Raw genomic sequence first — 12,553 nt, forward strand, 5'->3', positions numbered from 1 at the left:
TTAATAACTGAGTGGCTGACCCTGTGCCACACGCCATTAAACTCATTTAAATCCCAAAACTGTGCCTGAGGCACCATTTTAGTTTCAGCAGAGATTGGTATAGTGAGTAAAGGATCGGTAAGGAGACATCCCATGAGTGGAACAACCTATTACAAGCATATTCTGGCCGCGATCGACCTCTCTGAAGACAACCGCAAGGTGATCGACAAGGCGGTGGACAGAGCCCGCTCCAACGGCGCCAAGCTGTCAGTTATCCATGTCGATGTGGACCTCAAGGATCTCTACACCGAGATGATCGATATCGACATCGACAACGTGCAGGATCAGGTGATCGCCGAAGCGAAAGAGAAGCTGGAGGCCTTCCTCTCCTCGGTGGACTATCCCATCGAGAAGAAGCTGGTCATCTGCGGCGATCTGAGCGAGCGGGTCAATCAGGCGGTCAAGGAGTACGAGATCGACCTGCTGGTGTGCGGCCATCGCCAGAGCTTCTGGAGCCTGCTCACCTCCAGCGCCCGTCAGCTGATGAATACGGTGCCCTGCGATCTGCTGGTCGTCCCCTTGCAGAAGTAATGAAACCGGCGTAGTTTGATTTGCTATGAACATGACCGCATTCAATCACAACTACTGGTGGTGCTGCTCCTAAACAGGCGGCACTGCGTTTCTATTGTAAATTTCCCAAAGAAAACACCGTGACCGCCGAGAGGCGGTCAACTGTTTTTATCCCTTTGTCGCCTCCCGGCTCACCCAACTGGAGAGAGTGACATGCACAACCCCGTAATCCTGACTGGCGATCGTCCCACCGGCAAACTGCACATCGGCCACTATGTCGGCTCCCTGCGCCAGCGCGTCGAAGCCCAGCACCACTACCGTCAATTCGTGATGATCGCCGATCTGCAGGCGTTGACCGACAACGGCCACAATCCGGCCAAGGTGACCGACAACGTGCTGGAGGTGATGGCTGACTATCTGGCGGTCGGTCTCGACCCGGCCAAGACTACCTTCTGCCTGCAGAGCGCCCTGCCCGCCCTCGCCGAACTCACCTGCTACTATCTCAATCTGGTCAGCGTCGCCCGGCTGGAGCGCAACCCCACCGTCAAGGCGGAGATCCAGCAAAAAGGGTTTGAACGCACGCTGCCAGCCGGTTTTCTGGTTTATCCGGTCAGTCAGGCCGCCGACATCACCGCCTTTCGCGCCAGCCACGTGCCGGTCGGGGAAGATCAGCTGCCAATGCTGGAGCAGACCAACGAGATCGTCCGCCGCTTCAACTCGCTGGTAGGCAAAGAGGTGCTGACCGAATGCCAACCGATCCTGAGCGACACCGGCCGCCTGCCCGGCATCGACGGCAAGGCCAAGATGTCCAAATCCCTCGGCAACACCATAGAACTGAGCATGTCGGCGGAAGAGGTCAAACAGGCGGTGTTCGCCATGTATACCGACCCCAACCACCTCAAGGTGAGCGATCCGGGTCAGGTGGAGGGAAATACGGTGTTCGCCTATCTGGATGCTTTCCACCCCGACAAGGCGCTGGTCGCCGAGATGAAGGCCCACTACCGACGCGGTGGACTGGGGGACATGCGCTGCAAGCAGGTGCTCAATGACTGCCTGCAAACCCTGCTCGCCCCGATGCGGGAGCGCCGTGCTGCGGCCATCGCCGACAAGAAGATGCTGCTGGAGCTGCTCTATCAGGGCACCGAGCAGGCTCGCATCATCACCGATGAGGTCTTGGTAGAGGTGAAAAGCGCCATGGGGCTCGACTACTTCGCCAGCATCCGCTGAGCGGGAGTCCCGAGCGCATCGTCGCCGTAGAGGTCGAACACCAGCTGGTGCAGCAGGCTCTTGAACCAGCCGATCGCCTCGTCGTGGGCGGTGAGCGGGTGCCCCGCCATCAGATAGACGATGGGGATGGCGGGGTCGAGCTGGTGCATCCGCAGCGGGTAGTAGCGGCAGAAGTGGCGCCCGATCATCTCGGGCACCACCACCAGATAGCGGCCGGTCGCCATCAACGGCGGCACCGCCATAAAGCTCGGCAACCTGACCCCCAGCTCCCGCTCCACCCCGAAGCGGGCCAGCCAGAGCTCCACCATCGCCTGACTGTGACCCCAGCTGGAGGTGTGGATGTGGGGACGACTCACCAGCTCGACCGGGGTCAGCACATCGGGCAACTCGCTACCGAGTGGCGACAGGCAGACCAGCGGGTTGTTGAACCACTCCTCCCGCCACAAACGGGGTGAGAGGTGATTCGCCCCGGCGAAACCGATCACCAGATCCAGCTCACCCTTTTCCAACTCCCGCTCGTAGTCGCTGTCCGCCAGCTCGCACACCTCAAGCCGACAGTGAGGGGCCTGCCGATGGAGCCTCTCCACCAGCACCGGCACCAGCCCGTGCTCCACCGAGCCCGGGGTGGCGATACGGAAAATCCGCCGTGCGGTAGCGGGATCAAACCCCTTGGCCTGCCGCAATCCCTGCTCCAGCATCGCCAGCGCCTGGCGCACCGGACCGGCCAGCGCCTTGGCCCGCTCGGTCGGCATCATCTCGCGCCGACTCATCACGAACAGCGGGTCATCCAGCGCCACCCGCAGCCGCCCCAAGGCGTGACTGACAGTGGATTGGGACAAATGCAGCCGTTCGGCGGCACGGGTGACATTGCGCTCCTGCATCAGCATGTCGAATACGGCGAGCAGGTTGAGGTCGAGACGGGCGAGCGAGCTATCCATCGATATTAGCCATAGTTAAATGCCAACAATTCATTTTTACCATAGTAACAGATTGCCTAGAATGCGCTGGCTTAATACATCGGAGATTCAAATGCGTAGCTATCTGTTATTGCTGGCCATTGGCCTGCTGTGGGGTTCCCAGTTCATTTTCATGCACCAAGCCGTTGCCGAGTTGCCCCCCATTCTGGTGGCTGCCGGTCGTGCCCTGTGCGGCAGCCTGACCCTGGGTCTGCTCTGCCTGTTCATGCGACTCAAGAGTGAGCACACCCCGTGGCGCACCTATATGCTGATCGCCCTGCTGGATGCCACCATCCCCTTCATCATGGTCGCCTGGGGCCAACAGTATGTGGATAGCGCCATCGCCGCCGTGGTCATGGGTTGTATCCCGTTTGTGACCATTCTGGCTGCACCGCTGTTTATTTCTGGTGAAAGAATCACCAAAACCGGCCTGCTTTCCGTGATCATCGGCTTTGCCGGTGTGCTCACCCTGTTCTGGCCGAAACTCTCCCAGGGCATGAACGCCGGTCTGCTCGGTGCCATGGCCATCCTGCTGGGAGCCAGCTGCTTCGCCATCGGCCTGCTGATGATCAAGCGCTTCGCCAAGGACCATCCGGTCGTGGTCGCCCGCAATATCCTGATCTCCTCGGCAATCCAGTTGCTGCTGGTCGCCCCATTCATGGTTGATCTCGGCAGCCTGACCCTGCCGAGCACCCAGGCCCTGAGCGCGATCACCGTGCTGGGTACCCTCTGTACCGGTCTGGTCTACTTCCTCTACATGGCGCTGATCCAGAAGGCCGGCCCGACGTTCGCCTCCTTCAGCAACTATCTGGTACCGCTGTTCGGCGTGATGCTGGGTGCCCTGTTCCTCGGCGAGCAGATCCATCCCACCACAGGTGTTGCTCTGGCCCTGATCCTCGGCTCGGTCGCCATGAACCAGTGGGCGCAGCAGCGTCGCATGCAGCGCGAGGTCTCCCTATGTCAGGCATCCTGACCACACTGTGCGGTGGTCTGGTACTGATTGCCGGCTGGCAGTATCGCCAGCGGCTGGCCGGGATCCTGGGCCTGCTGATGGTACTGCTGCCCTGGTTCTTCGATAGCAAGCTGCAAGCCATGCTGAGCTATGCCCTGAATGCCTGAAGTCCATCTCTGAATGTGTGACGAGAGTCTATCTCTCCTGTTTTTGGGACTGTTTTAAAAACCTCCGATTTGTCCCCCGCTACCGGCGCTCTGCGCCGGTTTTTTTATACCTGCCAGCCGGCGTCAGATCAGATAGCGATAGCTGAGTCGCTCGTTCTTGCGCGGCCCGGTGATCTGCCAGCTCAGCAAGAAACCGCCGTCGATCTCGGTCAACTCGGCGCTGTAGTGATCCGCCCCGCACAGATGGGGTTCGGCGGTCAGCCAGCGGCCATCCCCCTGCGGCAGCAGCTCGAACAGTTCGACCGGCGCCTCATAACGCAAATGGGAGAGACGGATCCCCCGCTCGCTACGCTGCCACCAGAAGCTGTTATGCATGGCGAGTTCCCTGCCATGAGGCGTGGTGTAGCGACCCTGCTCGTTAAAGAGTAAGCCACCCTGATGATCGGTCACCTGCACACGCCCCTCGCCCCGACCATTCCAGTCGGTCTCCGACCCCTCGCCATTGCTGGCGGTAAAGGAAAATGCTCCGACCTGTGGCAATCGCGCCCATAAACGCTGGATTGCCGCTTCCATCTCGGCCATCATAGCCCCCTTAAAATTGACAATTGACGATAAATCAAACACATGAACTACTTGATAGGGGTCACCCTGCTCTGGTCATTCTCCTTCAGCCTGATCGGGGTCTACCTCGCTGGCCAGGTGGATGCCTACTTCTCGGTGCTGACCCGCATCGCCCTCGCCAGTCTGGTGTTTCTCCCCTTCCTGCGCCGCCGCTGGCTGCGCCCCGATCTGGTGGCCAAGCTGATGGCGCTGGGCGCCATCCAGCTCGGCATCATGTATCTCTTCTACTACCACTCCTTCCTGCTGCTGACGGTGCCGGAAGTACTGGTTTTTACCATCTTCACCCCCATCTACGTCACCCTGCTCCACGACCTGCTGGAAGGGCGCTTCAAGCCCACCTATCTGTGGGGCGCCCTGCTGGCGGTGCTCGGGGCTGCCGTCATCCGCTTCGACGGCCTGACCGAAAGCTATGTGCTGGGATTTCTGGTGGTACAGGGGGCCAACCTCTGTTTCGCCCTGGGTCAGGTGGGCTACAAGGTACTGCTGGCGCGGGAGGCGGAGCAACCGCCACAACTGGCGGTGTTCGGCTGCTTCTATCTGGGAGCGCTGGTGATCGCATTGCCCGCCTGGTGGCTGCTGGGCAAGCCGCAATATCCGACGTCAGGGTTGCAGTGGGGCATTCTGCTCTGGTTGGGGGTGGGTGCTTCCGGGCTGGGCTACTTCCTGTGGAACAAGGGGGCGACGCTGGTCACCAGCGGAGTACTGGCCATCATGAACAATGCGCTCATTCCGGCCGGCTTGCTGGTCAATCTGCTGCTCTGGGGCAAGGATACCGACCTGACCCGGCTGACCATCGGCGGCATGCTGATGCTGGCCTCGCTCTGGGTCTGCCAGCGTGACAAGCGCGGCCAACCCTGACCACACTCAGCCGACGACGGTGTTGTGCTCCCGTCTGGCCTGACTGTGACAGCTGGCCAGCCGGGCCAGCAGATGATCGAGCTGCTCGCCAGCCTGACTCTGCACCAGTCCGATACTGACGGTGACCGGCCGCTGTGACAGCAGGCTGGCATCGGCAATCTCGAGGCGCAGCCGCTCGGCGATCTCCAGCGCACTCATTCGCTCGGTCTGGGAGAGCATCAGGATAAAACCGTCCTCATCCCAGCGGGCGAAGGGATCTTCCCGCCGCAGTTCGTGACGCACGATACGCGCCAGCTTGGCCAGCATGGCGTCGCAAGCCGCTTCGCCAAACAATTGCTGGATTTTGGCCATGTGATCGACCGAAAACTGCAGCAGACTGAAAGTGCCACTCTCGGTCGCCAGCCGCTCCTCCAGCAGTTGCTCGAAACGGCCACGGCTCTCCAGACCGGTCAGCGGATCGGTGCCATGTCGCTCCTCCACCAGCACGGCAGCGGGATCGAGGTGACGGACAACCCCCAGCAGATAGCCCCGCTCATCGCGACGCATCCGCTCTTCCAGCCGGATGTAGTGACCGTGATGATGCAGAATGCGGTATTCGAGGCGCAGACCGCTGCTGCGGCCGCTCTGGCAGGCGAGCAGGGCATCTTCCAGCCGGGCAACATCGTCGGGATGCACCCGATCCAGCCAGCCAAGATCATCCGGCCAGCACTCTCCCAATCCCAACAGGCGCAGGCAGGAGGGATCACGCTGCAACCCATGTTGGGCTGACCAGGTCCAGATCCCCGCCTCCAGCAGCGCCATGGCATCAGACAGCAGACCCGGATCAAGCCGGGCAGTCACATCGACCAAAGGTGTCTTGAGCATTTCCATGGAGCGCCTCGAAACAGGATCTGAATATCTGCTCAATAAGTAACATTGGCGTTCACGCCGAGCAACAGGGTCAGAGCGCTTTTCCCTGATACCCGTTCATCAAGGTCTGCCAGTTCTCCGGTACGAAGTGGAAACTGGTATGCAGTTGAGACTCTTTATTGAATGAACGGAGCAAGCGTTCCAGATTGGCCTTCTGCCATTCGCCGGGGGAGCGGATCGCCCCCTTGTCAAAATCGATCACCCACACCTTGCCCTCTTTATCGAGCAGCAGGTTGTGGCTGTTGAGATCGGCGTGATAGACCCCGGCATCGTGCAGCTGACGCACTGTCTGACCTATCTTGTGCCACACCTCGGTCGCCACCGGCCCCTGCTTGAGCAGCGCAACCATATCCTTGGCACCGCGAATTCGCTCGATCAGGATATCGGCGCGATAGAAGGGGCCCTGTTTGACCATACGGGCACCAAACGGACGCGGCACCGGTAACCCCAGTTCGCACAACCTGGCCAGCAGAGTGTATTCGGCCATGGCGCGGCTCGACTCGACCCCTTCGAACCAGAAGCGATCCCGCACCACCTTGCCCACCATGCCGCCGCGATAGTAGTGACGCAGCACCAGATGGCGGGACTCATCCTTGACGAACCAGGTCACTCCCCGCCCGATGGAGGTCCCCACCACCTGACGGTTGTTCTGCCACCAGGCAGGATCGAATAACTGGGGAGAGGGGTCGCGAAAGGCCCCTTCGGCATACCAGCAGATCTGGTTGTGTTCGGTCTGTACTCGCATCGTGGAGATCCCGCTCGGTGGGTCGTTGATCGCCCCTGTTTATGGGCGATGAGGCTGCGACTGTGGCATGCCCGCAACATGTGCCAGCCATGGCGGCTATTCGGGTGGCAAAGCCCGGCTGACGATTGTGCGCAATTTTACAATCCACAGGGGAGTTTGCATAATGCCATCCACCCTTTTTGCCAGCTGTGCGCCACAACATGCCGCTATTTCAAACGCCCCCCTCCTCCATCTGCATCCTGCGGCTCTCCGCCATCGGGGATTGCTGCCACGCACTGGCGCTGGTGCGCGTCATCCAACGGGAGTGGCCACAGACCCGTATCACCTGGATCACCGGCAAAATCGAAGCAACCCTGTTTGCCGATCTGCCCGGGGTCGAGGTGATCCCCTTTGACAAGAGCAAGGGGTGGCGCGGCTATCGCGATCTCTGGCAGACCCTCAAGAGGCGCAAATTCGATGCCCTGCTCCACCTGCAGGCGGCGATGCGGGCCAGCATCGCCACCCTCGGCATCAAGGCCAAGGTCAAACTCGGGTTTGATCGGGAGCGGGCCAACGACGGCCAGTGGCTGTTCACCAACCACAAGGTGCCCTCGCCCGCCTCTCCCCACGTGCTGGATGGTTTTCTCGCCTTTGCCAAAGAGCTCGGCATCAAGGATCTGACCCCGGATTGGCAGCAGCCCATCAGCCCCGAACATCAAGCCTGGGCGAAAGAGAAGGTTGGTGGCAAACCGACCCTGCTGATCTGCGCCGCCGCCAGCAAGGCGTTCAAGAACTGGACGGCTGCGGGCTATGCCGCACTGGCGGATCACGCCGCCAGCAAGGGTTTTCAGGTCTATCTCTGCGGCGGGCCAGCCAAACTGGAGCGGGATCTGGCCGCCGAGATCCGGCAACTCAGCCAAAGCAAACCGGTCGATCTGGTTGGCCAGACCAACCTCAAGCAGCTGCTGGCGCTGATTGGCGAGGCGAGTCTGGTGCTGGCCCCCGACACCGGCCCAACCCATATGGCCACCATAGTCGGCACGCCGGTCATCGGCCTCTATGCTCACCACAATCCGGCCCGCACCGGCCCCTATCTCTGCCGGGATTATGTCGTCAGCGTCTATCAGACCCTGATTGAGCAGGAGACCGGCAAACCGCTGGCCGAGCTCGGCTGGCGCACCCGTCTCAAGGACCCGGAGGCCATGCGAAAAATCACCTGCGAGCAGGTGATCGCCGCCTTCGATCGCCTCTGCGCCGATCGCCATCTGCCTGACTGAAAGCAGCTCGGAAATCCCGAGCCGTGAGGCAGGGATAACCTGATGGCCCCATGCCGGAGCGACAGGCAGAATAACGACCGATGTGGGTTACGCTCCCGCAACAAGCTACGAACACTTTGATCGGCCGGAATATGATTCCGGCCGTTTTTTTATTCGCCACCTTCTGTTAAAATTCGCCGCCTTTACATCCCCCTGATCCAAGAATTTATCCGCATCATGCGTTTGGCTGTCTCCCTTTCGGGCACAAGACGGCGGCCTCTGCTACAACCAAAATGCGGGTTCCGATTAAAGGTAATAACATGGCGCAACAAGGCACTCTCTATATCATCTCCTCCCCGAGCGGTGCAGGTAAATCCAGTCTGCTCAACGCCTTGCTGACCAACCACAATCAAGCTGGCAAGATGCAGCTGTCGGTCTCCCACACCACACGCGCTACACGTCCGGGCGAAGAGCACGGTGTCCACTACCACTTCGTCAAGGTGGAAGAGTTCAAGGAGCTGATCGCTCGCGGTGATTTTCTGGAGTGGGCCGAGGTATTCGGCAACTACTACGGCACCTCCCGCGCCGCCATCGAGGCCTGTCTGGCGCAGGGTATCGACGTATTCCTCGACATCGACTGGCAGGGCGCCCGCCAGATCCGCGAACTGATGCCGACCAAGTCCATCTTCATCCTGCCTCCCAGCCGTGAAGAGCTGGAACGCCGCCTGATTGGCCGCGGTCAGGACAGCGCAGAAGTGATCGCCGGCAGGATGGCGAAAGCCATTGCCGAAATGGTGCACTACGACGAATATGACTACGTGATTATCAATGAAGAGTTCGAGCAGGCGCTGTTCCAGCTCAGAGCCATTATTGAGTGCCAACGGCTGGAGATGCGTCATCAACAGCAGGCACAACAAAACTTGCTGCAACAGTTACTGGCAGAATAAGCCAAAAACGAGTAAACTTTTGCGTCATTTTTAAACACCGCTTTTCTAAACACAGAAAGCCCACATAACTGGAGTCCTGCATGGCACGCGTTACTGTAGAAGATGCTGTAAAACAGGTTGGTAACCGTTTTGACCTGGTGCTGGTCGCCGCACGCCGCGCCCGTCAAATCGCGGTTCAAGGCAAAGATCCGCTGGTTGAAGAAGAGAACGACAAGCCGACCGTGATCGCCCTGCGTGAGATCGAACTGGGTCTGGTGAACAACCAGGTAATGGACACCCAGGACCGCTACGAGCAGCAAGAACAGGAAGCCGCCGAGCTGGCTGCCGTTGCTGCCATCGCCGAAGGCCGCGGTTAAGTCACTCTTTCCCCATAGTCGGCACCCGCCCGGGTGCCGACTGTTCATCCCCATTTACAACCGCTCGAAAACCTCGCAAACTCAGGTCTACACGCTCAACTCCACGAATTGCCGTTTCACCGCTGCGGGGACTGTCTTGTATTTATTTGAAAATCTTAAAGAAATAGCCAGTTCCTACCTGCCGCCCGAGCAGGTCGAGAAGCTCAGGCAAGCCTATGTGGTGGCCCGTGATGCCCACCAGGGACAGATGCGTTCCAGTGGCGAGCCCTATATCACTCACCCCGTCGCCGTTGCCCGAATTCTGGGCGATATGCGCCTCGATCATGAAACCCTGATGGCCGCCGTGCTGCACGACGTCATTGAGGATACCCCGATCACCAAGGCCGATCTGGCCGAACAGTTTGGCGATGCGGTCGCCGAGCTGGTAGCCGGGGTCTCCAAGCTCGACAAGCTGAAGTTTCGCGATCGCAAAGAGGCTCAGGCCGAGAACTTCCGCAAGATGGTGATGGCGATGACCCAGGATATCCGGGTCATTCTGATCAAGCTGGCCGACCGCACCCACAATATGCGCACCCTGGGCTCGCTGCGCCCTGACAAGCGCCGCCGCATCGCACGGGAAACCCTCGAAATCTTCGCCCCCATCGCCAACCGCCTCGGTATTCACACCATGAAGAACGAGCTGGAAGAGCTGGGCTTCGAGGCGCTCTACCCCATGCGATCCCGCGTGTTGCGCGAATCGGTGCGTCGCGCCCGCGGCAATCGCCGCGAGATTATCGACTCCATCCAGAGCGAAATCAGCGGTCGTCTGAAAGAGGCGGGGATCGAACATCAGGTCAGTGGCCGCGAGAAGAACCTGTTCTCCATCTACAACAAGATGGAGAAAAAAGAGCTGCAATTTCATGAGGTAATGGATATCTACGCCTTTCGGGTAAAAGTGAAGGACATAGATACCTGTTACCGGGTGCTGGGGCAGATGCACAGCCTCTACAAGCCTCGCCCCGGCCGCTTCAAGGATTACATCGCCATCCCCAAGACCAACGGTTACCAGTCGCTGCACACCTCGCTGGTGGGGCCACACGGGGTACCGGTAGAGGTGCAGATCCGCACCGAATTCATGGATCAGATGGCTGATAAAGGGGTTGCTGCCCACTGGGCCTACAAGCAGGATGGCGACAGTTCGGGTACTACCGCCCAGATCCGCGCCCAGCGCTGGATGCAGAGCCTGCTGGAATTGCAGCAGAGCGCTGGCAGCTCGTTTGAATTTATCGAAGGGGTCAAGACCGACCTGTTCCCCGACGAAATCTACGTATTTACCCCCGAAGGACGCATCATGGAGCTGCCCGCTGGCGCCACACCGGTGGACTTCGCCTACACGGTGCACACCGATATCGGCCACGCCTGCGTCGGTTCGCGGGTCGACCGCCACCCCTACCCGCTCAGCAGCCCGCTGCACTCGGGCCAGACGGTGGAGATCATCACGGCGCCAGGAGCTCGCCCCAACGCGGCCTGGCTCAACTTCGTGGTGACCACCAAGGCTCGCTCCAAGATCCGTCAGTTCCTCAAGAACCTGCGCACCGAAGAGTCGGTGGTGCTGGGTCGCCGCCTGCTCAACCATGCGCTGGGCGCCAAGAATATCGAAGACATCCCCGAGCCGCGCATCAAGCAGGTGCTGGCCGATACCAAGCATGAGAACCTGCAGGGGCTGCTGGCCGATGTGGGCCTCGGCAACGCCATGAGCGTCATGGTGGCACGCCGCATGCTGGGGGATGAACTACCGCCGGAAGAGCAGCCCAAAACCAGCAGCAAGAAGATGCCGATCAAGGGTGCCGACGGCATGCTGGTCACCTTCGCCAACTGCTGCCGTCCGATCCCGGGGGATGCCATTATCGCCCACATCAGCCCGGGCAAGGGTCTGGTGATCCATCAGGAAGCCTGTCGCAACATCAAGGGCTACAGCAAGGAACCGGACAAGTACCTGCCAGTGCAGTGGGAAGTGGACAAGGAGCAGGAACAGGAGTTCCGCACCGGCATCAGCATCGAGATCGTCAACCATCAGGGTGCGCTGGCCGAGCTGGCCAACGTGATTGCCGCCACCGGCGCCAACATTCACGCCATCAGCACCGAAGAGAAGGATGGCCGGGTCTATCAGGTCAGCCTGCTCATCACCACCAAGAGCCGTATCCATCTGGCCAACATCATGCGCAAGATCCGCGTGATGCCCAACGTGCTCAAGGTGAGCCGACAGAAGAACTGAACACAGGCGGCGCAAGCCGCCTGCTGCTTTTATTGAGACAAGCCATGACCCCCGAACGCTTCAAGCGCATCACCGACATGCTGGCCCAGCGTCAGCTCGATTTGACCGTCTGTATGGAAGAGGTCCATAAACCTCACAATCTGGCCGCTATCGTGCGTACCGCCGATGCCATCGGCATCCACCGGGTACACGCCGTCTGGCCCAAAACCTGGATCCACAAGCGCAAGGGCACCGCCCGCGGCAGCCAGAACTGGGTGGATGTAAAACTGCACCCGGATATCGGCACAGCCGTTGCCGAGCTGAAAGCTTCAGGCATGCAGATCCTGGCAACCCACCTCTCCGACAGCTCGGTCGATTTTCGCGCCATCGACTACACCAAGCCGACCGCCATTCTGGTGGGTCAGGAGAAGCACGGCATTGGTGAAGAGGCGCTGGCGCTGGCCGATCACCATATCGTCATCCCCATGGTGGGCATGGTGCAGTCCCTCAACGTCTCGGTGGCTGCCGCCGCCATCCTCTACGAAGCCCAGCGTCAGCGCGAGCTGGCCGGTTGCTATCAGCGCGGCTGCCCGCTCACGCTGGAGGAGCAAAACAACATCCTGTTCGAGGGTGGATATCCCATCTATGCCCAGCTCTGCAAAGAGAAAGAGATGCCCTACCCCCAGCTCGGCCAGGCCGGTGAAATTCTGGCGGACGAAGAGTGGTGGCAACGGATGCAGCTGACCCGCAAAGGGTGGGCGCAACACAATGAAGATGATGGCGAGCAGGAGGAGTGAT

14 protein-coding genes are annotated in these 12,553 nt (G+C 60.1%); 10 read left to right on the top strand and 4 right to left on the bottom strand.

Going from position 1 to position 12,553, the window contains the following annotated elements; all coding sequences use genetic code 11:
• Positions 1–132 precede the first annotated feature (132 nt).
• Entirely contained in the window at positions 133–570 is a 438-nt protein-coding gene (locus ACTG1P_RS12865) for a universal stress protein (protein WP_337075611.1), read from the top strand.
• 192 nt (positions 571–762) lie between these two features.
• Positions 763–1,776 carry a tryptophan--tRNA ligase gene (gene trpS, locus ACTG1P_RS12870; protein ID WP_429214137.1) on the top strand — a complete coding sequence of 338 codons (1,014 nt, stop codon included), beginning with the start codon at positions 763–765 and terminating at the stop codon, positions 1,774–1,776.
• Here the strand turns inward: trpS and ACTG1P_RS12875 are convergent.
• Positions 1,755–2,714: a LysR family transcriptional regulator gene (locus ACTG1P_RS12875; protein WP_005357110.1), complete on the bottom strand. Its 960-nt coding sequence runs from the start codon at positions 2,712–2,714 to the stop codon at positions 1,755–1,757. The two genes, trpS and ACTG1P_RS12875, sit on opposite strands and share 22 nt — an antisense overlap.
• Positions 2,715–2,805: 91 nt before the next feature.
• Between ACTG1P_RS12875 and ACTG1P_RS12880 the strand changes: the two genes are divergently transcribed.
• On the top strand, positions 2,806–3,705 hold the full coding sequence (locus ACTG1P_RS12880) for a DMT family transporter (RefSeq protein ID WP_005357113.1): 900 nt from the start codon (positions 2,806–2,808) through the stop codon (positions 3,703–3,705).
• Complete coding sequence (locus ACTG1P_RS12885; protein ID WP_005339236.1) at positions 3,690–3,851, top strand: hypothetical protein; 162 nt, start codon at positions 3,690–3,692, stop codon at positions 3,849–3,851. Before ACTG1P_RS12880 ends, ACTG1P_RS12885 begins: the two co-directional genes overlap by 16 nt.
• Before the next feature lie 123 nt (positions 3,852–3,974).
• Here the strand turns inward: ACTG1P_RS12885 and ACTG1P_RS12890 are convergent, their stop codons facing one another.
• Positions 3,975–4,436, bottom strand: a complete 462-nt coding sequence (locus tag ACTG1P_RS12890; protein WP_440001425.1) for a DUF6314 family protein — start codon at positions 4,434–4,436, stop codon at positions 3,975–3,977.
• Positions 4,437–4,475: 39 nt separating this feature from the next.
• Between ACTG1P_RS12890 and ACTG1P_RS12895 the strand changes: the two genes are divergently transcribed.
• The gene (locus ACTG1P_RS12895; protein ID WP_440001426.1) at positions 4,476–5,330 is read left to right on the top strand and encodes a carboxylate/amino acid/amine transporter; all 855 of its coding nucleotides are present in this window, start codon (positions 4,476–4,478) and stop codon (positions 5,328–5,330) included.
• Positions 5,331–5,336: 6 nt separating this feature from the next.
• Here the strand turns inward: ACTG1P_RS12895 and ACTG1P_RS12900 are convergent, their stop codons facing one another.
• Both ACTG1P_RS12900 and ACTG1P_RS12905 read right to left on the bottom strand, forming a co-directional pair.
• Positions 5,337–6,200, bottom strand: a complete 864-nt coding sequence (locus ACTG1P_RS12900) for a GGDEF domain-containing protein (RefSeq protein ID WP_191966267.1) — start codon at positions 6,198–6,200, stop codon at positions 5,337–5,339.
• Between the two features lie 70 nt (positions 6,201–6,270).
• Positions 6,271–6,984, bottom strand: a complete 714-nt coding sequence (locus tag ACTG1P_RS12905; protein WP_100652185.1) for a 3-deoxy-D-manno-octulosonic acid kinase — start codon at positions 6,982–6,984, stop codon at positions 6,271–6,273.
• Between the two features lie 200 nt (positions 6,985–7,184).
• On the opposite strand from ACTG1P_RS12905, the gene ACTG1P_RS12910 reads away from it, so the two are divergent.
• The 5 genes from ACTG1P_RS12910 (at position 7,185) to trmH (ending at position 12,552) form a co-directional block, all read left to right on the top strand.
• A complete protein-coding gene (locus ACTG1P_RS12910; protein ID WP_440001427.1) occupies positions 7,185–8,240 on the top strand; it encodes a glycosyltransferase family 9 protein in 1,056 nt (351 codons plus the stop codon).
• Positions 8,241–8,539: 299 nt separating this feature from the next.
• The gene (gmk, locus tag ACTG1P_RS12915) at positions 8,540–9,166 is read left to right on the top strand and encodes a guanylate kinase (RefSeq protein ID WP_104016763.1); all 627 of its coding nucleotides are present in this window, start codon (positions 8,540–8,542) and stop codon (positions 9,164–9,166) included.
• An 80-nt stretch (positions 9,167–9,246) separates the two neighbouring features.
• Entirely contained in the window at positions 9,247–9,522 is a 276-nt protein-coding gene (gene rpoZ / locus ACTG1P_RS12920; RefSeq protein WP_026456240.1) for a DNA-directed RNA polymerase subunit omega, read from the top strand.
• 136 nt (positions 9,523–9,658) lie between these two features.
• On the top strand, positions 9,659–11,776 hold the full coding sequence (gene spoT / locus ACTG1P_RS12925; protein WP_139394799.1) for a bifunctional GTP diphosphokinase/guanosine-3',5'-bis pyrophosphate 3'-pyrophosphohydrolase: 2,118 nt from the start codon (positions 9,659–9,661) through the stop codon (positions 11,774–11,776).
• Positions 11,777–11,820: 44 nt separating this feature from the next.
• Positions 11,821–12,552: a tRNA (guanosine(18)-2'-O)-methyltransferase TrmH gene (trmH, locus tag ACTG1P_RS12930; protein WP_440001428.1), complete on the top strand. Its 732-nt coding sequence runs from the start codon at positions 11,821–11,823 to the stop codon at positions 12,550–12,552.
• Position 12,553 lies beyond the last annotated feature (1 nt).

Source organism: Aeromonas sp. 11P, assembly GCF_051920165.1.
Taxonomy (GTDB): Bacteria; Pseudomonadota; Gammaproteobacteria; order Enterobacterales; family Aeromonadaceae; genus Aeromonas; species Aeromonas veronii.